16 protein-coding genes are annotated in these 25,349 nt (G+C 45.7%); 6 read left to right on the top strand and 10 right to left on the bottom strand.

Annotation, left to right across the window (positions count from 1 at the left end):
• Window positions 1-156: 156 nt before the first annotated feature.
• The gene (gene mce, locus LZG94_RS00320) at window positions 157-558 is read right to left on the bottom strand and encodes a methylmalonyl-CoA epimerase (protein WP_233789860.1); all 402 of its coding nucleotides are present in this window, start codon (window positions 556-558) and stop codon (window positions 157-159) included.
• Between the two features lie 56 nt (window positions 559-614).
• Entirely contained in the window at window positions 615-1,550 is a 936-nt protein-coding gene (gene rsgA / locus LZG94_RS00315; RefSeq protein WP_233789858.1) for a ribosome small subunit-dependent GTPase A, read from the bottom strand.
• A gap of 334 nt (window positions 1,551-1,884) precedes the next feature.
• On the opposite strand from rsgA, the gene LZG94_RS00310 reads away from it, so the two are divergent.
• A complete protein-coding gene (locus tag LZG94_RS00310) occupies window positions 1,885-3,108 on the top strand; it encodes an ROK family protein (RefSeq protein WP_233789857.1) in 1,224 nt (407 codons plus the stop codon).
• 19 nt (window positions 3,109-3,127) lie between these two features.
• Here LZG94_RS00310 and LZG94_RS00305 read toward each other — a convergent pair whose 3' ends face one another.
• Window positions 3,128-4,384, bottom strand: a complete 1,257-nt coding sequence (locus tag LZG94_RS00305; protein ID WP_233789855.1) for a 3-deoxy-D-manno-octulosonic acid transferase — start codon at window positions 4,382-4,384, stop codon at window positions 3,128-3,130.
• A gap of 217 nt (window positions 4,385-4,601) precedes the next feature.
• Between LZG94_RS00305 and LZG94_RS00300 the strand changes: the two genes are divergently transcribed.
• The 3 genes from LZG94_RS00300 to metK all read left to right on the top strand — a co-directional run bounded on the left by LZG94_RS00300 (window position 4,602) and on the right by metK (window position 7,801).
• A complete protein-coding gene (locus tag LZG94_RS00300) occupies window positions 4,602-5,372 on the top strand; it encodes a hypothetical protein (RefSeq protein WP_215234371.1) in 771 nt (256 codons plus the stop codon).
• Between the two features lie 58 nt (window positions 5,373-5,430).
• Window positions 5,431-6,309 (top strand): lipoyl synthase, encoded by an 879-nt coding sequence (gene lipA, locus LZG94_RS00295; protein ID WP_233789853.1) that lies wholly within the window; start codon window positions 5,431-5,433, stop codon window positions 6,307-6,309.
• 211 nt (window positions 6,310-6,520) lie between these two features.
• Window positions 6,521-7,801: a methionine adenosyltransferase gene (gene metK, locus LZG94_RS00290; RefSeq protein WP_233789852.1), complete on the top strand. Its 1,281-nt coding sequence runs from the start codon at window positions 6,521-6,523 to the stop codon at window positions 7,799-7,801.
• A 56-nt stretch (window positions 7,802-7,857) separates the two neighbouring features.
• Here the strand turns inward: metK and LZG94_RS00285 are convergent, their stop codons facing one another.
• The 4 genes from LZG94_RS00285 to LZG94_RS00270 are packed head-to-tail and all read right to left on the bottom strand — an operon-like array spanning window position 7,858 to window position 12,748.
• On the bottom strand, window positions 7,858-8,286 hold the full coding sequence (locus LZG94_RS00285) for a putative toxin-antitoxin system toxin component, PIN family (protein WP_233789850.1): 429 nt from the start codon (window positions 8,284-8,286) through the stop codon (window positions 7,858-7,860).
• On the bottom strand, window positions 8,286-8,501 hold the full coding sequence (locus tag LZG94_RS00280; protein ID WP_233789849.1) for a hypothetical protein: 216 nt from the start codon (window positions 8,499-8,501) through the stop codon (window positions 8,286-8,288). The genes LZG94_RS00285 and LZG94_RS00280 overlap by 1 nt, the downstream gene beginning before the upstream one ends.
• Window positions 8,502-8,544: 43 nt before the next feature.
• Window positions 8,545-11,661 (bottom strand): efflux RND transporter permease subunit, encoded by a 3,117-nt coding sequence (locus LZG94_RS00275; protein WP_233789848.1) that lies wholly within the window; start codon window positions 11,659-11,661, stop codon window positions 8,545-8,547.
• 13 nt (window positions 11,662-11,674) lie between these two features.
• Window positions 11,675-12,748 (bottom strand): efflux RND transporter periplasmic adaptor subunit, encoded by a 1,074-nt coding sequence (locus LZG94_RS00270; protein ID WP_233789846.1) that lies wholly within the window; start codon window positions 12,746-12,748, stop codon window positions 11,675-11,677.
• Between the two features lie 301 nt (window positions 12,749-13,049).
• Between LZG94_RS00270 and LZG94_RS00265 the strand changes: the two genes are divergently transcribed.
• Window positions 13,050-19,064 carry an alpha-2-macroglobulin gene (locus LZG94_RS00265; protein WP_233789844.1) on the top strand — a complete coding sequence of 2,005 codons (6,015 nt, stop codon included), beginning with the start codon at window positions 13,050-13,052 and terminating at the stop codon, window positions 19,062-19,064.
• Between the two features lie 13 nt (window positions 19,065-19,077).
• Here the strand turns inward: LZG94_RS00265 and LZG94_RS00260 are convergent, their stop codons facing one another.
• Window positions 19,078-20,295: a DegT/DnrJ/EryC1/StrS aminotransferase family protein gene (locus LZG94_RS00260; protein ID WP_233789842.1), complete on the bottom strand. Its 1,218-nt coding sequence runs from the start codon at window positions 20,293-20,295 to the stop codon at window positions 19,078-19,080.
• Window positions 20,296-20,441: 146 nt separating this feature from the next.
• On the opposite strand from LZG94_RS00260, the gene LZG94_RS00255 reads away from it, so the two are divergent.
• A complete protein-coding gene (locus LZG94_RS00255; RefSeq protein WP_233789840.1) occupies window positions 20,442-21,725 on the top strand; it encodes a hypothetical protein in 1,284 nt (427 codons plus the stop codon).
• On the opposite strand, the gene LZG94_RS00250 is transcribed toward LZG94_RS00255, so the two are convergent.
• Entirely contained in the window at window positions 21,726-23,507 is a 1,782-nt protein-coding gene (locus tag LZG94_RS00250; RefSeq protein ID WP_233789838.1) for a metallophosphoesterase family protein, read from the bottom strand.
• A gap of 102 nt (window positions 23,508-23,609) precedes the next feature.
• A complete protein-coding gene (locus LZG94_RS00245) occupies window positions 23,610-25,322 on the bottom strand; it encodes a SusD/RagB family nutrient-binding outer membrane lipoprotein (protein ID WP_233789837.1) in 1,713 nt (570 codons plus the stop codon).
• Window positions 25,323-25,349 lie beyond the last annotated feature (27 nt).

Genomic DNA, 25,349 nt, shown 5'->3' with positions numbered 1-25,349 from the left:
CGCGATAGTCATAACAATCGGTCTGCTAGAAACAGGTAGCTCCTGCCGGAGCCGTTCGCACAAAAAATGCCCCAGAGGGGCAGCCTGTTTCTAGAAATCGATTTCCCTTTTTCTTTAAGAGCTCCTGTGGAGCTACCTGCAAACCGGATCAAACGGCTATCTAATCTCCTGGCACAACTCTACCAGTATTCCGTTCGTACTTTTGGGGTGGAGAAAACAGACAAGCTTGTTGTCTGCGCCGATTTTGGGTTCGGCATTTAAAAGTGTAAAACCTTCATTTTGAAGCCGCTGCATTTCGACGTGGATATTTCCTACCTCAAATGCAATATGATGAAATCCCTCTCCCTTTTTTTCAATGAATTTAGCAATAGCACTTTCCTCGCTGGTCGCTTCGAGGAGTTCTATTTTGGTTTGATTAATTTGAAAAAATGAGGTAGAAACGTGTTCCGATTCAACTGTTTCGCGCTTGTAAGGTACCGCATTGAACAGGGTGGAAAACAACTTTTCAGCCGCCGCCAGCTCCTTCACCGCAATCCCAATATGCTCTACGTTTTTCATAAAAACCAAAACTCTAAACTCTAAACTCCAAACTCCAAACTCATGAACTTATAAAACTACTTCCTGTTATCTCCTCCCCCAACCATACTCAGATAGCTCTCATACCGGCTGAATGCAATGGTACCCTCGGTCACAGCAGTTTTCACCGCGCAACCCGGCTCATTAATATGCTGACAATTATTAAAGCGGCATTGGTTTAATAAGTCGCGCATTTCGGGAAAGTAGTGGCTGATTTCCTCGGGCTTGGTATCTGCAAGACCGAGTTCTTTAATTCCGGGAGAGTCAATAATATAGGTTCCTTCACTTAGTTCGAACATTTCAGCAAAGGTAGTAGTATGCACACCCTTGTTAGCAAATGTGGAAACTTCCTGCGTTTTAATGGAAAGTCCCGGCGCAATCGCATTGACCAGCGTCGACTTACCCACACCCGAGTGACCGGAAAGCAGCGAAACCTTGCCATTTAATAATTCAGCAAAATTTTCCAGCCCGATCTCGGCGAGCGCAGTAACAGCCAGACACCGGTATCCCAGACTTTCATACAGCTCCATTAACTCCGACTGAAACTCCTTCATCTCGTCATTGAGCAGGTCTTGCTTATTAAAAACGAGTACGCCCGGAATGCGGAAAGATTCAATCGCGACCAGAAAACGGTCGATGAAACCGAGTGAAGTTCGTGGAAACACCAGCGTTGCGATCAATATAGCCTGATCAACATTGGCCGCGAGCAAATGGGCGTGGGCAGTTTTATGTACCGATCGGCGGATTACGTAATTTTCCCTCGGCAGAATTTCGTGTATAATGCCGAAATTCTCGCCCTCATCTTCTATTTCAAATTTAACAAAATCGCCAACTGCAATAGGATTGGTAACTTTTAACCCCAGCGTCTTAAATTTTCCTTTTAGTCTGCATTGCCAGATATGGCCGTCCGTATCGTCACGTACCTCGTACCATGAACCGGTCGAGCGCAGCACCAAGCCTTTGTTCAAACCCATTCGTAAATATTTTTTGTCTAAGTACAGAAAATTAAAAGGAGATTTTCAAAATTCCATCAAAATTGTTCCCGGTGAAGACATTTGAGTCACTTCAAGTCCAGTAGTTTTTGACGGGATAAGTGCTTTACTCATCAAATTTGCCAAGCCCGCACAGCCAGTACAAATACGCCAACCTTATGTAACTCAAAAACGATGCTTATAGTATTGTCAGAATGTTCATTTCATTAAATAATATTTTTTAAAAAAATGAAGTGTTCGTGTCTTTTTTCATACATTAGTTGGCCTTTCTTGTAAAGAATCTTAAAAATACACCTCAAAAAGAGTTTTGATCCCAATGGACCTAGTTGCCGAAGAACCGAATTCGGTTATTGATATTCGAAAAAACCGTGTTAAGAGCAACCTGTTGCTCCATTTGTATCAAAACGGTGACACTTCTATCAACAAAATGGCGCGGCTTTTTCACGCCAGTATCCCTTCTGCCACCGGCATAGTCAACGACCTGATCCGCGAAGGATGGATTACCGAAACTGGCACGGGTCCCGCCAGAGCAGGCCGCCCGCCGGTGCTTTATGGACTGAATGCGAAAAAGTATCTCACGCTGATCATGGACATCAACAGGCATGATACGCAACTGGTGGTTTTCGATCTGCATAACCAGCTAATAGTCAGAAAAAAAATAGATATCCGCCTCGACGATTCGGCTACTTTTTTGCAAAGCCTTTTTGAATTCGCCGATGATTTTCTGGCTTCCAACGATATTAATACCAGCAAACTTTGGGGAATAGGCGTTTCGATGCCGGGACTTATCAATTCTTCACAGGGCATTAACCTGACTTACCTGAACCTGACACCTCCCGGCGTACCGCTGGTTACACACCTAAGAAATCATTTCCGCCTGCCGATCTGCCTTTTTAATGATACCAAAGCCACCACGATCGGCGAGCACCGGTTTGGTCTGGCTGTCCAGAAATCACAGGTGCTGACCATTAATATTGACTGGGGCGTTGGTCTTGGGATTATTATTAATGGAGAAGTTTTCAATGGCGCTTCCGGCTTTGCAGGCGAATTGGGGCATATTCAGGTGAAACCGGACGGTATGCTTTGCCACTGCGGCAAGATCGGCTGCCTCGATACGATCACCTCTGCCATGGCGCTGATCCGCCAGGCGAAAGAGGGGATTGCCGCTGGTAGAGCCACTATTCTGACCCAGATCGTGAACAATGATCTTGACCTGCTGGAAACTTCTCATATTATTGAAGCAGTACATGCAGGTGATGAATTTTCGATCGACCTGCTGAGCACAGTTGGTACGGAACTGGGTAAGGGACTGGCGACGGCGGTGCACCTTTTTAACCCCGAAGTAATTATAGTAGGGGGGTTACTTGCCGAGGCTGGACCATTTATTTCAAACCCTATCGAGCAGGCGATCAATAAATACTGCCTGTCTGATTTCAAGAATTCACTGACGACACATATATCTAAGCTTGGCCCGAAAGCGCGGCTTCTGGGCACTCAGGCGCATTTATTCGAGCATCTTATTGTAAAGGAATTCCCTTAAAATCTTTCGGCAAGGTGATTCAGCCAATAATCTGTTTCACCTTGCTCATGATAATGTCCGTGGCGCCGGTCCCGGAGGCGACGTAGTTTTCAGAAATCCGGCCCGCTTTTTCCCTGTCCTGATGATCTCCTAAAAACTGTCCTACTAATTGTTCAGCACCCGCCGAATCGGACACAGGAAATGCACCGCCCAACTTAACAAGATCCACCGCTTCCTGAAAACGGTGATAGCTCTTATCCCCAAAAATCACCGGTAACCCGAAAGTCGCAGCTTCCAGAATATTGTGCAGCCCGACGCCGAAAGAGCCTCCTATCCACGCCATTTCACCATATTTATAGAGGGACGAAAGCATTCCTACATTGTCGATGATGAGGAAATCGTAAGCATTCGTGTCAGTTTTAGAATGTAGTTCAGAATACAGAACAGACTTTCCTTTCAGCTGTTTTCGCCAGATTTCTATTTCTTCTTTTTTGATTTCGTGCGGCGCTATGATCGCTTTCAGCTGCTTTTCAAAATGATTTAAAACCGGGATCAAAACCTCCATATCCGCTTCCCACACCGACCCCGCAATCAAACAGGTTTTCCCGCTCTTGAATGCCGTCATTTCTGGCAAGTCCCGCGCCTTAGTCGCAATTTCTCTGACCCTGTCAAATCGTGTATCACCCGCAATACTGCAAGCTGTTATGCCGATTTGATGCAGCATGGATATTGACTCCTGATTTTGGACAAAAAGGTGATCGACGCAAGCCAGCATTTGCCGGTGAAGGAATCCATGCGGTTTGAAATAAATCTGGCTCGGGCGGAAAATTGATGAGAAAGAAACGATGTAAGTACCGTTTTTCCTCAGCGCCCGCAAGTAGTTGAACCAAAATTCGTATTTGATGAAGAAAGCGATTTCAGGTCTGACCAGCTCAACGAACCGAGTTGAATTAGCCTGTGTATCAATTGGAAGATAGCACACAAAATCGGCCCCGGCGTAATTTTTTCGAACTTCATAGCCAGAAGGCGAGAAGAAAGTCAGCAGCAGGAAGTGATCGGGATAAACCGCTCTATACGCTTCCATAACCGGTCTGCCCTGCTCAAATTCACCTAGTGAAGCTGCATGAAACCAGGCTACCGGGCGACGCTCTGCATTGGCGGAAAGTGTTTTTGTTAGATCGTCAAAAACGTCCCGGCGACCATCGACGCCTAATTGTATTTTTTTATTAAAAGGCGCAGCAACCTTGACTACTGACGCGAAGAGATTGATTGCTAGCTGATATATTCCCGGACCCAATGGCGCTGATTTGAAGGATATTAGAGAGAAAGAAAGTGTTAAAATTTGCTTTAACCAATTGCCTGTGGCAGGCTTTTTTCTTTCTTTTTTCGTTTAAAGAACATAAAAGTACGAAATTCCGTTAAAGTGGAACCGGCATATAAGTGCTTATACTATTATTTCGTATTTTCACTTTTTAGACGAGAGATACCTGTTCACGGAGAACTTATTTGACAAAATGATGCGTGTAAAACTTTTACTTTTAGTATCTATCCTGTTTGCACAATCAACAGATATATACGCCCAGCGCCGTGCTGCAAAGATTGAGGATAGTGAAGAGAGCTATAAAACGTTCACCTCCGTAGGTATTACCACCAACACCAATTCCGGGATCCTCGGCGGTGCTGTGTTTCGCCAGTCTTCCGCACTTTCATCCAAGCTTTTCGGTAAAAATCAATACCGCTACCTGGCAGTTGAGGTGGTGAATGTAAAACACCCGAAAGAGCTTTCTACACAGGATTTCGTCACTGGCGCCAGGCTGGTTTACGGGAAAGAAAACTATTTTTTTGTGGTTCGTCCGGAATACGGCCGGGAGCTGACATTGTTCAACCGGCACGAAGACGAAGGTATTTCCATCAGCGGGATTCTTGCTGCCGGTCCGTCACTTGGTCTGGAAAAACCGTATATGGTACAATTCGAATCCGACGGAAGAGTGGTGACCGAGCCTTTTGATCCTGTAAAACATGCCGGCAGTACTCAAACTCAGGGCATTGTAGGTGCAGGAAGTTTCTTTCAGGGTTTTGGTCAAATGAAAATTGTACCGGGTGTGCATGTTAAAACCGCATTGAGTTTTGAATTAAGTGCATTCAGAGAGAACGTAACTGGCCTTGAAATTGGTTTTATAGCAGAAGCATTCAGCCGGAAAACCCGCATTATGGCATTTGCCGAAAACAGAAGCTTCTTCACATCCGGCTATCTGACCTTGTATTTCGGCAGCAAAAAACGCTAGTTCCTATTACAAAATTGACAGGTAGCCGAAAGGTTTGCTGTCAGAGATTACGATTTATATGATTGAATTACCAGTTATTCCATCGGAACGCAAACGACGCCCCGACTGGTTGAGAGTGAAGCTTCCCGCCGGCCCCGAATTTCGCAAAGTGCGGCAACTCGTTGACAATTACAAACTTCACACGATCTGCGAAAGCGGCAGCTGCCCGAATATGGGCGAATGCTGGGGTGCAGGTACAGCCACATTTATGATTTTGGGCAATGTTTGTACCCGGAGTTGCAGCTTCTGCGCAGTAGCTACCGGCCGCCCGAATGAATATGATACCGACGAGCCGAGGCGCGTGGCGGAGGCGATCAAACTAATGCAGGTAAAACACGCGGTAATTACTTCCGTAAACCGGGACGAGCTGAAAGATAAAGGCGCCGAAATATGGTACCAGACAGTACGCCAGGTGAAAGAAAATACCCCTGAAACGACTATAGAAACGCTGATCCCCGATGTGAAAAATAACTGGGATGCTCTGATCCACATGATCGAAGCTGGTCAGGAAGTGGTTTCTCACAATATGGAAACGGTTGAACGTTTATACCGTTCGGTAAGGCCGCAGGCTAAGTATGCCCGCAGTTTGGAGCAGATCAGGAGAACGAAGGATTTTGGCCAGAGAACTAAATCGGGTATTATGCTGGGGCTGGGCGAGACGCAGGATGAAGTGTACAAAGCAATAGATGATCTTGTTGAGCACGGACTGGATATCCTGACTTTAGGACAATACCTGCAACCTACTAAAATGCACCATGAAGTAATCGAGTGGATTACGCCGGAAATGTTCGAAAACTACAAAGAAGAGGGTTTGAGACGCGGATTGAAATATGTTGAGTCTGGGCCGCTTGTAAGGTCGAGCTATCATGCTGAGAGACACGTGAATGTTCCTATTTGAATAGTAAATTCTTGAAAAAGCCTGTTCTGGATTAACCGGAGCGGGCTTTTTTATTTTGTAACTACAAAAACGGGTTTCAGTCCGCGATGACGGACAGGTCTTTTTTCCAGGTTTTTTATTTGGTTAATGTCTTAAAAAAAGTCAATTTTGTTTTTTAGTCTATACACTACGTCGCAATATCGACTGATTAACTTTTCAACTTATTTAGTTTATGCCGTACTTATTCACCTCGGAGTCCGTATCTGAAGGACACCCCGATAAGGTAGCAGATCAAATATCAGATGCGCTCATTGATAATTTTTTAGCCTGGGATACTGACAGTAAGGTAGCTTGCGAAACGCTGGTAACAACTGGTCAGGTGGTACTGGCAGGAGAAGTTAAGACCAATACTTATCTCGATGTTCAGAAAATTACGAGAGAAGTAATCAGAAAAATAGGTTATACCAAAAGCGAGTACATGTTTGAAGCGAATTCCTGCGGGATTTTGTCTGCAATCCATGATCAGAGCGCTGATATCAACCAGGGTGTAGATCGCGCGGTATCATCATCAAGCTTTGAAGATAAGGCCAATGCACAGGGTGCTGGTGACCAGGGTATGATGTTCGGTTACGCGACGCGTGAAACTGAAAACTACATGCCGCTTGCACTTGACCTGGCTCATAAAATACTTCAGGAAATGTCGGCTATTCGTAACAACGAATCGAGCCTGATCCCTTACCTGCGTCCGGATGCGAAATCGCAGGTTACTATTGAATACAGCGACGATAATGCACCTCAGCGCATTGATACAATTGTAGTTTCTACGCAGCACGACGATTTCGATTCAGAAGAAGCAATGCTTGCGAAAATTAAGCACGACATAATCAGCATCGTAATCCCACGTGTGAAGTCGAAATTGACTCCTGAATTGCAAAAACTGTTTACAGGAGAAATTACTTACCACATCAACCCGACAGGGAAATTTGTAATCGGTGGTCCTCACGGAGATACCGGATTGACAGGAAGAAAAATCATCGTAGATACTTACGGTGGAAAAGGTGCTCACGGTGGTGGTGCATTCTCAGGAAAAGATCCTTCCAAAGTAGACCGTTCTGCGGCTTACGCGACCCGTCACATTGCCAAAAACATGGTAGCTTCCGGTCTTTGCGACGAAGTACTTGTTCAGGTATCTTACGCGATCGGAGTTGCAAAACCTTGCGGTTTGTATATCAACACTTACGGTACTTCCAAAGTAGCTGATCACGATGGTGTAATTGCAGAAAAAATCGCTGAGATCTTCGACTTACGTCCATACGCAATTGAGCAGCGCTTGAAACTGCGCAACCCGATGTACTCAGAGACAGCAGCTTACGGCCACATGGGACGCAAGAATGAAACCGTTACCAAATACTTCAAAGGAGCAAATGGTGAAGAGAAAGAAGTAGAAGTAGAGCTTTTCACCTGGGAGAAACTGGATTTCGTTGATGCAATTAAAGAGAAGTTTTCGATCTAATTGATAGAATATTATAAAGCAAAGAAGGCCAGCGATTTTCGTTGGCCTTCTTTGCTTTATATCTGATTTGACTTTGCTGTGTCTTTTATTATTTGCAAAAACTTTTGTGCGGTGACAACATTAACCTTGGGGAATTCGATTTCTGCCAGAATGTTGAAATGGCCGTCATTGGTAACAAGATAATCTGCGTTGCAACTGATCGCACAGTCCACAAACTTGTTATCGTCTTTGTCAACCTCTATTAACTGCCATAAAAAGTAAGATTCTATTTTATGGACGTTACTGAGGTTTACCAACTCAATCAAATGGAGATCTGTTCGATAAACACCAAGTCTCATACCTATTTGTTCCTCATATTCTGCAAGTATCTCGTTTGATATAAACATGTCGAAATCCTTATTCAGCAATGCTTGGAATATGGGATGATAGTTAGAATGACCAGGAAGTGAAACAAGCAGAACGTTGGTGTCGATTACAACATTCATTATTGATTCGGATCATTTAAAAGATCCTCCATACTCTGCTGATTCCAGTTATTTTGATCCCAGGCTGAGTCGGCCATGGACGAAAGTCGCAGTGCAAAATACTTTCCTATCAATTCTTTAATATTTACCAGATCGTCTTCGCTGACCTGATGCGCATACAATTGCAACAATTCCTGCTGCAAATTGGTAAACGGCATTTTTAGTGTTGATTCCATAACTCGCATTGTTTCAAAACAAAGTTAACGAAAATCAAAAATATCACCCCAAATGCGGCTCCTCTTCCACTTCGCTATCGCGCGCAACCCTGTCGATCATCCGCATTTTTTCGTAATTCTTTGGTCGCGAGAAAAAGGTATAAATGGCTGGGATTACATATAATGTAAGCACCAGCGAAAACAGCAGGCCGCCCATGATTACAATTCCCATTGACATTCTGCTTTTCCCCGCAGAACCCAGCGCCATTGCGATTGGTAATGCACCCAGGATTGTAGCCAGGCTAGTCATCAAAATCGGTCTGAAACGCAGTGTGGCTGCTTCCAATGCAGCTTCCTGAATACTTCTCCCCTGCTCGCGCAGCTGATTTGCAAACTCCACAATCAGGATACCATTTTTCGTAACCAGACCGATCAACATAATCATTCCGATCTGACTGAAAATATTCAAAGTCTGATCAAAGAACCAGAGCGAGAACACCGCGCCGCCGATTGCCAGCGGAACTGTGAACATAATGATAAACGGATCGATAAAACTTTCGAATTGCGCTGCCAGAATGAAGTAGATCAGGATCAATGCAAGGAAAAACGAGAACATGGTATTGGACGAACTTTCGGCATAATCTCGGGAAGAGCCGCTCAGCGAAGTTTGAATAGCTTCATCTTTCAACTTGTCGCGGATCCTGTCCATTGCTGCGATACCGTCACCAATGGTTTTCCCCGGCGCAAGTGCGGCTTGTACAGTCGCGCTCATATACCTGTTGTAATGGAAAAGTTGCGGCGGACTGCTTTCTTCTTCGGCCTTCACGATATTATCAAGCTGAACCAAAGTTCCATTGCTCGTTTTCACAAACATACTTTTCAAATCCAGCGGCTCGTCGCGGTTTGCGCGATCATACTGACCAATTACCTGATACTGCCTTCCATTCATTGTAAAATAGCCAAAACGCTGCCCTGCAAAAGCCAGCTGCATGGTTTGGGCCACATCCTGAACAGATACACCCAGTGATTTGGCTTTTTCCCGGTCAATGGAGATCTGAATTTCGGGCTTACTAAATTTAAGGTTCACATCCGTAATCGCGAACGTAGGATCGTTTGAAGCTTCTTCCATAAACTTCGGCAAGTACTCTCTCAATTTTTCAAAATCAGGTGCCTGGATTACATATTGGATCGGCAAGCCGCCTCGGGAATCTACTGAAATAGTCTGCTGCTGCACCACAAAAGATTTAGCATCAGGCATTTGCTTCAATTTTTGATTGATATAATCCGCAATTTCCTGCTGCGATTCTGCCCTGAATTTCTTGTCAACCAAAGCAATGCGGCCGCTTCCTGTATTAGCCGCGCCCAAACCTGAGTTACCCGGGGAAGTGATGAGCATTAAGCCTTTTTTGCCAGGCATTGAATCCATTAACATGTCACTAACACTCTTCACATACCGGTCCGTAAATTCAAAAGACGAACCTTCCGGCGCTGTCATCGTGATCCTGAACCAGTTGCGGTCGTCCAGCGGCGCGAGCTCCGATTGCAGGTCTTTTCCGAAAAACCAGATCATACCTACCGTCACCAAAACCAGCGGCGCGGCTACCCAGCGCATTTTCAAAAACTTACCCAATGCACTTCCGTAATTCTCCGTGATTTTTTCAAAAAACGGCTCCGTCTTTTCGTAGAACCAGCTCTTTTTGTGCGTTTTGCGAACAAGATATGCATTCAGCATCGGTGTTAATGTAAGCGACACAAATGCAGATATCAAGACAGCAGCAGATATCACAATACCGAATTCACGAAACAATTTACCCACAAAACCTTCCATGAAAATCACAGGTAAAAACACGGAAGCGAGCGTAACCGAAGTAGATAAAACCGCGAAAATAATCTCGTTTGCGCCCTTAATAGCCGCTTCAATCGGCCCCATTCCCTGTTCGATCTTCTTGAAAATATTCTCCGTGACCACAATCCCATCATCAACTACAAGCCCGGTCGCCAGCACGATCGCCAGCAGCGTAAGTACATTGATCGAGAAACCCATGATGTACATGATGAAAAACGTGCCGATCAGGGAGACAGGAATGTCGATCAGCGGGCGGAATGCGATCAGCCAGTCGCGGAAAAACAGGTAGATGATAATCACTACCAGAATGATCGCGATCAGCAAAGTTTCACCTACTTCCTCAATCGATCTTTCTACAAAAATCGTGTTATCTATCAGTGTATCAAGCTCATAATCCTTGGGAAGTTCCTTCTTGATATCAGCCATTCTCTTGTTGACCTCCTCGGCGATATTGAGGTAATTGGCTCCCGGCATCGGCGAAATCGCTAGTCCAATCATCGGTACATTGTCGAGCCGCAGGATCGTTTCTTCATTTTCCGGACCTAATGTTGCATAACCGATATCTTTCAGGTGAATGGTTTGTGTAGCCGAATTTTTAACGATCATTTCATTAAAATCCTCCTCCGTCCTGAACCTGCCGATGGTTTTCACAGTAAGCTCAGTATTGTCTCCCGCCAGCTTTCCACTCGGCAGCTCCACGTTTTCCTGATCCAATGCAACCTTCACATCCTGCGTAGTGATACCCAGCGAAGCCATTTTGATCGGGTCCATCCAGATACGCATTGCATATTTCTTCTGTCCAAAAATGCGGATCTCGCTCACTCCTTCGATCGTTTGAAGCCGCTGCGCGATCACGTTTTCGGCATAGTCACTCACTTCCAGGTGAGATCTTGTGTCGCTTTTGAAGGTCAGTACAATGATTGGTTCGGAGTTCGCGTCGGCTTTACTTACCACCGGCGGACCGTCGATATCGAGGGGCAAAGTCCGGGAAGCGGAGCCTACTTTGTCGCGTACATCGTTTGCAGCGCGTTCCATATCCACACCAATGTCAAACTCGACGGTGATCTGGCTGGTACCCTGGCTACTCGTGGAGTTGATCGACTTGATCCCCTCGATACTGTTCAGCTGCTTTTCGAGCGGCTCAGTAATCTGGGATTCAATGATATCTGCATTCGCCCCGGTGTAGCTTGTCCGAATGGATACTACGGGTGGGTCAATAGAAGGGAATTCGCGCATTCCCAAAAATTTGTATCCTAAAAAACCGAAAAGGATAATCAGCAGGTTCATCACAATTGCGAGTACCGGCCGCTTGATGGAGAGTGTTGAAATACTCATAATGGGTTGGATATCAGTTCACCTTGACGGCTGTGTTGGGTTTGATCGCAATAATTCCGGAAGTGATCAGCGAGTCGCCGACCTGCAAACCATCAGTGATCTGGATCTTTTTGTCTGTCCGCAAACCGGTAGTTACCATTACTTCCTGCGCCTTGCCATTTTTTACCACAAAAACCTTCTTACCCTTTAAAACAGGCACAATCGCCTCCGTCGGGATCATCATCGCAGCTTTGTTGGCATCCAGATTCGCCAGGATTTTTACAAACATACCTGGCACAAACCGGTTTCGTGGGTTCTGAGCGACCGCCCTCACCCGCAACGTGCGCAGGCTTTCGTCCACTTTCGGATCTACTGCGAGAATTTTGGCAGAGTAAGTAGCAGGATCACCGTCGAGACTGAATTTCACGATATTTCCCACGCGGATATTGGGTGAATATTTTTCGGGAACAGTAAAGTCGATTTTAATGGGATTACTCTGAACAATGGTTACGATGGGCGTACCCGGAGCCAGATATGCACCTTCACTAATGTATTTCAAACCAATACGACCGCTGAATGGAGCGCGTATTTCGGTTTTTTCCAGCTGTGCTTCAATAACTTCTTTTTCCGCTTCCAAAAGCTTGATATTGTTGGAAGTAACATCATATTCTTCCAGATTGATCGCTTCTACATTCAGCAACTTCTTCTGCCGCGCCTCTATTTTTTTGCTCAAATCCTGATTGTAGGCCACTTTTTGCAATTGCGCCTGTAACTCTCGATCGTTGATCTTTGCGATCAGCTGGCCTTTTGTGATCGCCGCACCTTCCTGAATATTGAGTTTCACCAACCTTCCCGAAGTTTCCGCCATCAGGTTTACTTCCTCATTCGGCAAAACAGTACCTGAGGCAAAAATCTGATTTTCAATCGATTCCCTACCCACCACGAATACATTCACCGGCACGGCGCCTCCACCGGAAGACTTCGCACTCTTTCCCTCCGACCCTTTTTTCACTTCCGGATTTTTATCCGACCCCGGCTTTGAGAAAACAAACAGTTTACCAATAACCAGGCCGATAATGATCACCCCGACCAGCATGATTGTACGCATAAGCTTACTTAAAATAAATTTCGTTCAAAAAGACTATGGATAGTTAATATTCCTTGAAGTGCATTAATTAAAGATACTTCATAATGAAGAAAGCGGCAATTGGTAATTTTTATACTTTCCGGGAAAGCGAAAGTTATGTTGCCAATTTGTGTTCAAATATGTCCATTGGATAATCCGTTGGTCAGTAGCTTGCTTATTACAGTATATTTATTTCGGCAAAAAATTTTACCCTCGATCGAAAATGAAAGCGACCAAATGTCTGATCAATTTATTTTTCACACTATTAATCTTGTTGACAACTATGCACACAAATGGTCAGGTACCGGCAAAAAAATATGAAGCGCAATGGAAAAAAGTAGCTGATCTTCAAGCAAAAGGACTTTCAAAATCTGCATTAACCGAGGTGAAGCAGATCTACAAAACCGCCAAAGCCGAAAAGCAGGAGGCGCAGGTGATCAAGGCTGCAATTTATATGGTAACCCTGCAAGCGGAAACGCGGGAAGACAATGAAATTGCTTCCATTAAGGAGCTGGAAGCCGAAATGGAGGCGAGCAGCGGGGTTGTGAAGTCTATTTTGAGCAGTCTGGTCGCCGATCAGTATTATGGTTATTATCAAAATATAAGGTGGCAAATTTACCAGCGAACTGCTACTTCGGGTTACGCGAAAACGGATGTAAGTACCTGGGGTACTGAGGATTTCCACAAAAGGATCACCGAACTGTACCTTGCATCCCTGCAAAATGAAAGGGAGTTGCAGCAAACGGATCTGGAACAATTTGATCCCATTATTATAAAAGGCAACACCCGCCAGCTTCGCCCTACCCTGTTTGACTTATTGGCGCACAATGCATTACAGTACTTTTCGTCAGACGAAAGAGAATTGAAGAAACCAGCGAATGTATTCCAAATCAATTCTGCTTCCGCATTTGATCCCGCTGCCAATTTTATCCATCGCAAGTTTGAAACCAAAGATTCCGCTTCCCTTGAATTTTATGCATTGCAGCTCTATCAGCGACTGGTTGCTTTTCATATCAATGATCCGCAGCCCGACGCATTGATCGACGCGGACTTGCTTCGCATTCAGTTTGTAAAGCAGAAATCTGTGCATGAAAATGCGGATGAGCTATATTATATGGCAATCAACCACCTTGCCGAGCAATACCAGCAAACTCCCGCTGCCGCCCAGGCTTGGTATTTATTGGCCGATTATTATGTGGGCCGCGGCAATACTTACAAAAAGGACGAAGACTCCACGAACCGGTTTGCGAAAGTAAAAGCGGTGGAGATTTGCAAGAAGATTATCCAGGAAAATCCGAAAACGGAGGGCGGGATCAATGCCTATAATTTGCTGAATAGTATCCGACAGAAAACGCTGCAATTCAATGCAGAACACGTGGTTGTTCCAAAAAAACCATTTCTGCTTTTCGTTGAATACCGGAACATTAAAAAGCTGTATCTCAGACTTGTAAAAGCGACTGAAACGCTGAAAGTCAATTTCGAAGAACGCAGTGGAGATAAATTCTGGCGGAATATTTCAAAAACACCGGCGATTCGGAGCTGGGAGCAGGTTTTGCCCGATACCAAAGATTATCAGGAACATAGCGTGCAAATCAAAGCCGACGCATTGCCTGTTGGAGAATATATGCTGCTCGCCAGTTCCAGTCCTGACTTCTCGGATACCGAATCCATCGGCGGCGTGCGGCTTATGTATGTAAGTAATATCAGCTATATCCAGCGAAACAGGGATTATTTTGTATTGAACAGAGATACTGGTCAGCCGCTCGACGGAGCGACAGTGAAAAGGTGGGATTCCAGTTTTGATTATCAGTCCCGAACTTATAGGAAAACGCTTGGCGCCAGCTATGTGACAGATAAAAACGGCTATTTCAAAGAGCACTTAGTTCGCCAAAAGCAGGCAGACCGCGATTGTTTTGAGATCACATCAGGCAATGATAAGCTCTACATTCAGGATGGGAGCAATACCTATTATTATGATGAGTTTGAAAAAAATGATCTCAAAACGAGCATTTACCTCTTCACAGACCGCAGCCTGTACCGGCCCGGTCAGACCGTTTACTTCAAAGGAATCGCAGCTTCCGGGAAAACGGTACTGAAAGACCAGACTCAAAAAATCAAGATTGAACTTCGGAATGCAAACAGCGAGACTGTTGAAACGATTACGAAGACAGTTAACGACTTTGGTAGCTTTTCAGGCACTTTTACATTGCCTCGCACCGGATTGAATGGATGGTTTTCCATTGTAGCCGACTCAGAACACACAGTTTCATTTCACGTAGAAGAATACAAAAGACCGCGGTTTGCAGTGCGTTTCGACACTTTGCGGAATGCGTACAAACTCGGCGATACCATTAAAGTAACCGGAATTGGAACTGCCTATGCGGGTAACCAGATCGATGGCGCGAAGGTGGTGTACAGGGTTGTCCGCAACGAGAGATTTATGTATTCCTGGACCCGCTGGAAACGGTATTATCCGTCGTCGCCGCCAACAGAAATTGCGCATGGCGAAACTGAGACGAATGCAGCCGGTCAATTCCATATCAATTTTGAAGCGACGGCTAATGCAAAGACTGACAAAAACCTGGATCCGGTGTTCCTGTACACGGTTTACGCAGATGTGACGGATTCAAACGGAGAGACAAGAAGCGCGCAAACTGTTATTTCTGTTGGGTATAAATCGACAGTTATTAAAGCGGATATTCCTGAAAAAGTAGCGCTGGACAGTCTGCGAGGTTTGAAAATCCGCAGCGAAAATCTGAATGGAGAGTTTGTGAACTCGGCCGTAACCGTAAAGCTGATCCGCCTCCTGCCGGAAGAAAGACTGATCCGGCCCCGCTATTGGGAAAGGCCGGATATGTTTGTGATGACAAAAGCTGAATTCGTAGCCGATTTCCCGCACGACGAATATGATAGTGAAACCGAAATGGCAAACTGGCCGGAACAGGGAGTTGCATTTGAAAAGACTGAAAAGCTGCTAGAAAACAAAGATTTTGCATTAACCGGTCACAAGCTGACGACCGGATTTTACAAAATAGAAATCGGCTCGAAAGATGAAAATGGAGAAGAAAGCAGCGATATCAAGTACATTGAAATAGCTGATCCTGAAAATGGAAAACTTGTAAAACCTGCATACGTGGAAGCGGAGAACAGCGACGCAATTGAACCTGGCGAAAAAACCAAGGTTGCAGTCGCTACTTCGGCCGAAAAAGTTTTTGTGATTAGTACTTCCGGCAAAAAGCAAAATCCCGACAACTTTTCATTTTTCGACTTAAATAACGAACAACGCAAGTTTACAATCACGCCCACCGAGGCTGATCGCGGAGGCTATGCGATTGATTATGTTTTTGTAAAACACAACCGTGTGCACCAGGCGCAAAATTTCGTGAATGTGCCCTGGACTAATAAGGAGCTGGAAATTGAGTATGAAACGTTCCGCGACAAATCGTTGCCGGGAAGTGAGGAGCAATGGAAAGTCAGGATTTCGGGCTACAAAAAGGAGCAGGTAGCGACGGGAATGCTGGCAAGTATGTACGACGCCTCGCTCGATCAGTTTTATCCGCACCAATGGAGGAAGCCTGATCACTGGCCGGTCGGACCGATGCTGAACAGGTGGAGTAATGGAGCCAGTTTCAGGGCAAAAGACGCTTCGATTTTCAGCTTTCAATTTGAAATTGGAAAGACTTTTGAGAAAACATACGATAGGTTGCTCGACGATCACCTTGCAACTGGAATGCCAAGAGGAGGCAACGCACGATACCGGAGAGGTAATCCACTAGCTATAAAGTTATCTGGGACTGTTGCAAACGCTAAGAAAGTCGCAGCTCCACAGGAAGAGTCGCTTAAAGCAGCTCCCGCTCCGCCGATGATTTTGGAGGATAAAGCGGAAATGGAAAAAGTAGTTATTGTTGGTTATGGTGTTCAAACTAAACCAGAACCTACGCCGGAACCTGCTAAAATCCGGCAGAACTTCAACGAAATGGCATTCTTTCTCCCCGACCTAAAAACAGATAAAAACGGTGCGATTACGTTTTCATTTACTTTACCCGAAGCACTTACCCGCTGGAAATTCCAGGCTTTGGCGCACACTCCTGCATTGGCTTTTGGATACAGTACAAAGGAGATTGTCACGCAAAAAGAACTAATGGTGCAGCCCAATGCACCCCGGTTTTTGCGGGAAGGTGACCGGATTCTGTTCCCTGTCAAAATCGTCAACCTCTCCGACCACGAACTTACGGGAAATGCAACAATGCAGCTATTTGATCCTGAAACAAATGAAAACGTTTCGAAAATATTTGATCTGAATGCTGAGAAAAAAGCATTTAAGATTACCACCGGACAAAGTATAACCGTTGACTTTTCTTTAAAAATCCCGAAAGATTACATCAATGCATTGACCTGGCGTGTGGTGGCGAAAGCTGGAAACTTGTCTGACGGTGAGGAAAATACATTGCCTGTTTTACCAAATCGCATACTGGTAACTGAAAGTCTGCCGCTTGCTTTGCGCGGCTCTGGCAAGAAGGAGTTTAAGTTTGAAAAGCTGCTTCATTCAGATAAGTCAAAAACGTTGGCGCATGAATCTGTCACTGTTGAATATACCAGCAACCCTGCCTGGTATGCGGTGCAGTCGCTACCTTATTTGATGGAATACCCGTACGAATGCTCGGAGCAGACGTGGAACCGGTATTACGCGAATGCACTCGCGAGCAACATTGTGAAAAATACACCCGCGATCGCCCACGTGTTCAATGCCTGGAAGACAGAAGACCCAGCCGCTTTGGCAAGTAATTTTGAAAAAAACCACGAATTGAAATCGCTGTTGCTGGAAGAAACGCCCTGGGTTCTCGCAGCCAAGTCCGAAGCGGAGCAGAAAAGGAACATTGCTTTGCTTTTTGATTTGATGAAAATGAGTAGTGAGCAGGAAAGTAACATTGCAAAGCTGAACGAAATGCAGAATGAAAGCGGCGGGTTTCCGTGGTTCAAGGGCGGGCGAGATGATCGGTATATTACCCAGTATATTGTATCAGGAATCGGGCACCTGGCAAAAACCGGCCATTTCTTTGCAGCTGAAAACCGGAGTATTGAACCGCTGCTAAATAAGGCTCTTAGTTACCTGGACCAACAGATCAAGGCAGATTATGAAGATCTTATCAAGCAAAAAGCTGACCTGAACAAGTATACACCCGGACCGATCCAGATTCAATATATCTACCTACGAAGCTTTTTCCTCGATAAGCCGGTCGAAGCGAATGCCCGGAAAGCTTACCAATATTTCATGGAGCGCGCCAAGGCTACCTGGATTAACCAATCGAAATATTCGCAGGGGCTTATTGCATTGGCATTAAACCGGAACCGGGACCAAGTCACGGCTAGGGCAATCCTGAAATCACTTCGCGAGACTTCCATCAACAATGAGGAAATGGGCATGTACTGGAAACACAACCGCAGCTGGTGGTGGCACGAGGCGCCCATTGAGCGGCAGGCGCTTTTAATTGAAGCATTTCAAGAAATAGAAGGTGACACTGAAACAGTCGATGATTTGAAAACGTGGCTGCTTAAAAACAAGCATACCAACAATTGGGAAAGTACCAAGGCAACCGCCGAAGCGTGTTACGCGCTTCTGATGACAGGAAATAAATGGCTGACGGAAGAGAAAACGCCCGTCATTCAACTAGGTAAGCAGGTGGTAAAAGCCGAAACTGCTGAAACCGGAACTGGCTATTTCAAGCAATCTTTCCAGAAAAGTGAAGTTGACGCAGGAATGGGTAATATTCAGGTTGAAATGCGTGGGGACAATAGATCCAAGTCGCCGAGCTGGGGCGCTGTGTACTGGCAGTATTTTGAAGATCTGGACAAAATTACCTTTTCTGAAACGCCATTGAAGCTGTCAAAAAAGCTTTTTGTTGAGAAAAAGACAGATCGCGGACCTTTGTTGTCGGCGGTTAATGAAGGTGATATTCTGAAAGTGGGGGATAAAATTGTAGTCCGCATTGAGCTCCGCGTTGACCGCGACATGGAATATGTGCACATGAAAGATATGCGTGCCTCTGCTCTGGAACCTGTCAATGTGCTCAGTGGCTATAAGTGGCAAAACGGATTGGGCTACTATGAATCGACCAAAGACGCGAGTACCAATTTCTTTTTCAGCGGTTTGCAAAAAGGCACCTTTGTATTCGAATATGCCCTTTTTGTAAATCACCAGGGAGATTTCAGCAATGGAATTACCAGCATTCAATGCATGTACGCACCCGAATTTTCAGCACATAGTGAGGGGATCAGGATCAAAGTTGAAAAAGAGTAAAAATCGATTTTCACTAAACATTCATCGCTGACTGTATTTTCAAAATCGCATTGGCAAAAGCTTCCATATCGGTTTTATCACCCAGCATGGCGTGCTGTAAAATCCAGACTGCGTCGGAGCTGCAAGCTTTTTCTGCTTCCGGGCAATGCACGGTGGTGTAGTCCACATGATCGGGAATGGCGTAGCACATGAAGTTTTTGTTTTGAAAAAGGGGCTGCTTGTACAAAGGATGCGGGTACCCTTTGAAACTAGGAACTCCCTCCGCAGCCAGCATTTCAGCGAAATCAGCCTTGGGTAAGCCGCCGAAGTAGGTCGGATCGTATTTGAAAATGTAAATATGGTAGCAATGCAGCGTGATCGTTTCATCCCGTTTTAAGGGTTCAATACCTGCTATGTTTTCCAATAATGTATTGAGACAAAGCCCGTTTTCATTTCTTGTACGTGTCTGCGCTTCCAGTTTTTTAAGTTGCTCCGAAAGCAGTACCGCCTGCATTTGTGTGATCCGATAGTTGCAGCCCGGATTGTAGTGGTCATACCAGGCGCCGCCTTCAATGCGACCGACATTACGCAGCGAATGCATCATCGCGTACAATTCGTCATCGTCTGTAATTACGATCCCACCTTCTCCCGAAGTCAGGTTTTTGGAAGATTGAAAACTAAAACTGCCTACGTGACCAATGGAGCCTAATTTTTTACCCTTATACTCCGCACCGTGTGCGTGGGCAGCATCTTCAATTACTTTCTGATTATACTTTTTCGCAATGGACATAATAGCATCCATATCACAAGCGAGCCCGCCGAAATGTACCGGAATGATCACTTTCGTACGCGGTGTGATCGCCGCTTCTATTGCGGCCGGACTGATATTATAAGTGTCAGGATCGATATCCACGAAAACAGGCACACAGTTGCATTCAATCACCGAAGAAGCGGTAGTAATGAAAGTATAAGGCGGCACAATCACCTCGTCGCCTGGCTTCACGCCGCACGCAATCAGTGCCAGGCGCAACGAAACTGAACCATTTACGCAAGTGATCGCATATTTGCTTCCGCAATAAGCTGCAAATTCAGCCTCAAACCTGGCTATCGCATCCCCACAATCAGGGTTACCCCATTTTCCACTCGCTACGATTTCGGCGACTGCATTTACTTCCGCCTCGTCGTAAATGGGCCAGTTGAAATTTTTGTCAATGGATTTGGGGCCGCCGTGTATTGCCAGTTTCTCGTTCATAATTGGTGTTTGAATAGCTCCTGTGTTTCTTTTGGTATACTCACCGACGGGTTTTTTGGACTACTACAAGACTTCACCAGCCGGCTCCGTAGTCCGTTTTGCAAACAGCCAAGTATTTCCCACACAACATTTTACCCTGCTAATCTATGAAGAACCGACCGCTGTCATTATCCCTCCTCATCGCAGGAATGTCCTTCGGGACTGCCTGGGCGGTACGCGGACAATTTGGTCACGAACAAGGAGCAGCCTGGGCCGGTGCAATTGGCGGACTGGCTATTGTATTGCTCTCAAAAAGGCAGGATTGGTACGCCAAAGCATTTCAGCTGACGCTTGCCTCGGCAATGGGCTGGGGAGTCGGCGGCATTATCAGTTATGGAAAAGTTGTAGGCTACGCGCGTGGGCTCGACTTCGGCAATGTCTATTACGGCCTGGTTAAGCTATTTGTAATCGGAGGTTTGTTCGGGTTGCTAGGTGGCGGATTATTCGGGCTCACGCTCGCTTCTTCACGCGCCAAACCTGTCAACTGGCCGCAGTTGCTGGTTGAGATGACTGCTGGGGCGATTATCTTCTACTATTTTTTGATAGAAGAAATGGGGTGGTTAATGACGCCACCGCGCTCCGAAGCCTGGGCTACCTGCTTCGGAATAACGATCGCATTGTTCTGGCACATGATCAGGCACAAACAATATGCTGCGATTCGGGTAGCGATTATGGCTGGGTTTGGTGCCGGATTCGGTTTCGCATTTGGAAATTTCCTGCAAGTAATGGGGCATACTTACGGGATCAAATTCAACTTCTGGAATGTAATGGAATACTCAATCGGCTTTTTCGGTGGGATCGGAATGGCTTATGGTACTTTCACCGCAAAATGGGAAGCTGGCGAAACCGATTCGAACCGCAATTCGCTCATTGCGCCACTTCTGCTGCTCTCGCTACTAATTCCGCTGATCGTCTGGGATCAATCTTTTGAAACTGAACGACTGACGGAGATTTTCCAAACTGCCAACCCGATGGTTAACACTGCTTTAACAGTAAAAAACGTCCAGTGGATCACGTTTCTGCTGGCAATTGCTTTTGGCGGATGTTGGCTTTACTATCACTTGAAAACCAGATCAATGCAATTTACATTGAGCTCCGATTCACTCTATACATATTTCCTGACCTACTTCGGAATGTACATTATTTACAGCATTCTAATCACCGGCGCTTTCATGAGCTTTTACCGAATCGAACAATATCTGTATATCTGCAATTTTCTGGTTGTCGCATTTACAATCAAAAAGCTAACCCCGGCATTTACTGACCGGGGTTTGAATAGCAATCGTTGGACTGTAAATTTTCTCTTTGCACTTGCCTTTCTTGCTATTCTTACTGCCTTGGCGATCAGTTCCCACGGCGAGCTGCACGGTGCACTAGTCAGGTTTGAATGACTATTTTTCAATGATCAATTCATCTTTCAAAACACCCTCCGGATCCAGGCAACGGTAATGCAACTTGTTACCTTTAATGGAAATGTGCTGGTAGAGAGGCCCGTCCTTGTACCTTTTCACTGCATACTCTTCCTCCGGCCACCGTTCCTGCTTGCCAGGAATACTGATCGACATTGTGTAAATAGTGCCTTTCGAGGGACTATCAACCGACTTGCCCGCAAACATCGGTTTTGTGCGCAGATAGTAATGCATGTGCCCGTTCATCACCATATCCACATGGTATTTGTCAAACAATGAACACCACTCGCGCATAATCTCGTCATAAGGCTCTTCAAAATTATACGGTGGAAAGTGGAACATCGCAAATTTCCATTTCGCCTTGCTGTTTTTCAATTGGTCCTCAACCCACTTGGTTTGGTTAGGAACTGGTAATGTAGGATCAAGCATCAAAAACAGAGCATTCTGATATTCAAATGAATACGTCATTTCGAAAGGCTGATTAGCCGGTCCATTCTCTGGCAGGCTGAACATCGCTTTGTACATGCCCGCACCCAATCCGTCCTGACTATCGTGATTACCCGGAACCGGCATGAGCGGGCGGGTAGTAAAGGTCTTTCCTGAATAATTCCATAAATGATCCCAGTCGTCGCGGTGCAAACCGGTTGTCACCAGGTCGCCGGCTATTGAGAAAAATGCTGTTTCCGGGTGTCTTTGCAAAGATTTTTGCGCCATATCTCCCCAAATCTCAGAGAAATGCGTATCGCCAAACCAGATGAATGAGAAGTTATCCTTCTGATCAGCAGCCGTTTTGAATGATGCTTTTGCCTCCCAACTATCCTTTTGAGAACTTAAACTGTAACCATAGTCAGTACCCGGTTTCAAATTGCCAAGTTTAGCCGTAAAGCGCTTGATATATCTGTCATTTTGCAAAAGCCGGTCTTCCATTTTGAACGCGGAAGCATCCTTGAAAAGCGTGTCAGTGGTGCCGGAAACCCAGTATTTCACTTTGCCCGATGTAATTTCAGCGTTGGTCCTCCATTGCACGTCGACCGTCGTGCGCGGGTCGCCGCTCCACGTGAGTATTACCTGGTCGGGATGTGCGGATGAAGGAGTATCAGTAGTCCTGAAAGCTTTTACCAAATGCGCTTCGCGGGCCCGGCCCCTGACTGTTGTAAATAATGTCTGCCCTATTAATTCAGCGGGTACCTCTGTCAATACTAGTCCGTCCCAATCGTGATAGGTAAAGGCTCCCTTTTTCAGGGTGCTCACATTGTATTCCGACGGATAAACATGCGTTATTTCCAGCTTATCGTCGCTTTTCTGCGGAGCTACACTAATAAAATAAACCGGCCGGTGTTTGTCGAAACCGTTAATTCCCAGTTCCACATCCCCTTCTTCAAAGTTCTTTTGCCAGACTTCGTAGGTATATTCTTCATTTTTAACCACCAGCTTAGTTTTCTTAAAACCAGCTTCTTCCAGCCAAAATGGTACCACTTTTTGCGCGGTATCCCGCATGACGGAAACCTTCACGGGCACATTGGTGTGAAACGTCCAGAATTTGGTAGCCAGAATTTCGCGCTCGCCCGCACTCAGGAATTGCAGGATATACCTTTCCGAAATCGTATCCAGCTCAGCAGGTTTGAGTGTTTTGTAAAGCCGGGTCACTGCATGATCAATTACTTCCTTGACAGTGCCGTCCGCTCGTTCTTTTTCCGTTTTGCACGCCGAAAACAGCGTTACTACAGCCAGCAATGCAAGAATTCCAATTCGTTTAATTTTCATTTTTGTATTTAAAAAAGTCGACAACAATTGCTGGCCGGCACATTAAAAAACCGGGACTGTCGGTACAGACAGCCCCGGTTTCATTTTATAACTTAAAATCAATTACCAGGGTTTGCCCGTTCCCTGTACCAGCCAGGGTTTCGACCACTGACTGTTTTTCTTGCGTACGCCGGAGAAGCTCGTTTCTTCCAGTTTTTCAATAGCACTTCTCACACTTGCGCCGTTGTTATTCAACTCATTATTGCTGTAAATAAATCGCAAAGGCAATGCGCGGGAAGTGGGGGCTACACCTGGAACAAGCGCAGGCAACCCTGTTCTTCTGTAATCAAACCAGGCTTCCGTCGCCATAGTCCAGCTCGCTACCCATTTTTGTTCAATAATCTGCGCCTGCGTGCCTTTGTAAGCCACACTTTTCAAGAAAGCATCATACTGATCAGCTACTCCCCAGGTTTGCAGCGACTGTTTGATCGCATTATTATAATGAGTTTCAGCATTGCCAGCCGCCCAGCCTTTTTGCGCAGCTTCCGCAAGAATAAAGGAAGTCTCAGAAGCCGACGCTAATCTGGCTTTTAAAATACCGCCTTTAACTCCCTGATAAGTATAACTAAGCTGCGAAGCATGCTGATTTTGAACCTGTTGTCCGGTTGTCGGATTTTCATTGTAATACGTAGGATCGGTCATACCTGCAGGAATACCCACATACTCGCTTGTATTCAGCGGTCCGTTAAAAAGATCAGGACGGGTTGGCTTGTATTTGGTTGGGTTAAAATGGCGGGTGTATTTGTGGCCGGCAGCAATACCTGCTTTCAATTCCACCTCTGTCAGCGATTTAACGCCCGTCTGAATCACGCCATCTTTCCGGATAAATTCATCCATTCCGGTCGCCAGCGCAGGATCCGATACCCACCGTACGTGCACGGGCTGAAACCAGACTTTCAAACGCGGGTCGCTGTTCGCTACCAGGTTGTTTATCAGAGTAGCAGCAGGTCTTCTTCTTCTCCAGTTGGATTCACTTACATCGTAAGCGACTGCATTTGGCCACGAATTGTTCGCGTCAGTTCCGATAAAGTCCATCACGGCATCATCACTTGCATCCTTCATATAAATACCTGAGGTGTAAACCGATTCGATACCCGCTTTGGCGACATCCGGCAATTTGCTTGAAATACGCATATAGTAACGAAGCAAAAGTGTATTGGCAAACTTTTGCCACTTTTGGGTATTGCCATTGAAATAAATATCATAAGCAGCCGCATCACGCTCATTTTCAGTGGTTCCAAAAATAGCAGCTGCCGCTTTGAGATCTTCGATGATTCCCTTATAGATCACCTCCTGGCTATCAAATGCGGGAAGCATTTCTCCGGCGTCACCTTTGAGCGCATTCGTGTAAGGTGCGTCACCCCAGAGATCAGAGATCGTTCCAAAAATGAAGGCGCGCATTGTGAGCGCCACACCCTCCTGAAACTTATAGTTCAACTTTACCGATCTGTTGTACAGCAAGTTATTATTTCTCAGATATCCATACCATTCTTTCCATTCATCGTCTTCTTCTGTCCAGTTATAATCATTGAATCCGTCTTTCCAGGCATCTTCCTGGGTATGCTGTACTACGCCTGCAATCCTGCCGTAACCCAGCTTCACATAGCGGTTGGCCACGCCGCTCATTACCGTCGGCATTACCAGGTTCGGATTGGCGCTGTTCGGGTCCACTCCATTGGGGTTTTCATTGATCTCTGTCAGCGAATCCTCGCAAGAGGATACTGCGAGCAGCATGAAAACGAAAGCTATTTTGGGTATATATTTTAAAATCTTCATCGCCTTGTGATTAAGTATGAATAAGCG

Source organism: Dyadobacter sp. CY343 (genome assembly GCF_021390335.1).
Classification (GTDB): domain Bacteria; phylum Bacteroidota; class Bacteroidia; order Cytophagales; family Spirosomataceae; genus Dyadobacter.
Note: the sequence above shows the minus strand (reverse complement) of the source record. Positions and strands in the feature narration are given on the sequence as shown.

Excerpts from the sequence above, each read along its gene's own strand:
- mce (WP_233789860.1), bottom strand. The coding sequence starts at position 558 with ATGAAAAACGTAGAGCATATTGGGATTGCGGTGAAGGAGCTGGCGGCG.
- LZG94_RS00270 (WP_233789846.1), bottom strand. The coding sequence starts at position 12,748 with ATGCGTACAATCATGCTGGTCGGGGTGATCATTATCGGCCTGGTTATT.
- lipA (WP_233789853.1), top strand. The coding sequence starts at position 5,431 with ATGATTGAATTACCAGTTATTCCATCGGAACGCAAACGACGCCCCGAC.
- rsgA (WP_233789858.1), bottom strand. The coding sequence starts at position 1,550 with ATGGGTTTGAACAAAGGCTTGGTGCTGCGCTCGACCGGTTCATGGTAC.
- LZG94_RS00300 (WP_215234371.1), top strand. The coding sequence starts at position 4,602 with ATGATGCGTGTAAAACTTTTACTTTTAGTATCTATCCTGTTTGCACAA.
- LZG94_RS00250 (WP_233789838.1), bottom strand. The coding sequence starts at position 23,507 with ATGAAAATTAAACGAATTGGAATTCTTGCATTGCTGGCTGTAGTAACG.
- LZG94_RS00310 (WP_233789857.1), top strand. The coding sequence starts at position 1,885 with ATGGACCTAGTTGCCGAAGAACCGAATTCGGTTATTGATATTCGAAAA.
- LZG94_RS00255 (WP_233789840.1), top strand. The coding sequence starts at position 20,442 with ATGAAGAACCGACCGCTGTCATTATCCCTCCTCATCGCAGGAATGTCC.
- LZG94_RS00260 (WP_233789842.1), bottom strand. The coding sequence starts at position 20,295 with ATGAACGAGAAACTGGCAATACACGGCGGCCCCAAATCCATTGACAAA.
- LZG94_RS00265 (WP_233789844.1), top strand. The coding sequence starts at position 13,050 with ATGCACACAAATGGTCAGGTACCGGCAAAAAAATATGAAGCGCAATGG.
- LZG94_RS00285 (WP_233789850.1), bottom strand. The coding sequence starts at position 8,286 with ATGAATGTTGTAATCGACACCAACGTTCTGCTTGTTTCACTTCCTGGT.
- LZG94_RS00280 (WP_233789849.1), bottom strand. The coding sequence starts at position 8,501 with ATGGAATCAACACTAAAAATGCCGTTTACCAATTTGCAGCAGGAATTG.
- LZG94_RS00245 (WP_233789837.1), bottom strand. The coding sequence starts at position 25,322 with ATGAAGATTTTAAAATATATACCCAAAATAGCTTTCGTTTTCATGCTG.
- LZG94_RS00275 (WP_233789848.1), bottom strand. The coding sequence starts at position 11,661 with ATGAGTATTTCAACACTCTCCATCAAGCGGCCGGTACTCGCAATTGTG.
- metK (WP_233789852.1), top strand. The coding sequence starts at position 6,521 with ATGCCGTACTTATTCACCTCGGAGTCCGTATCTGAAGGACACCCCGAT.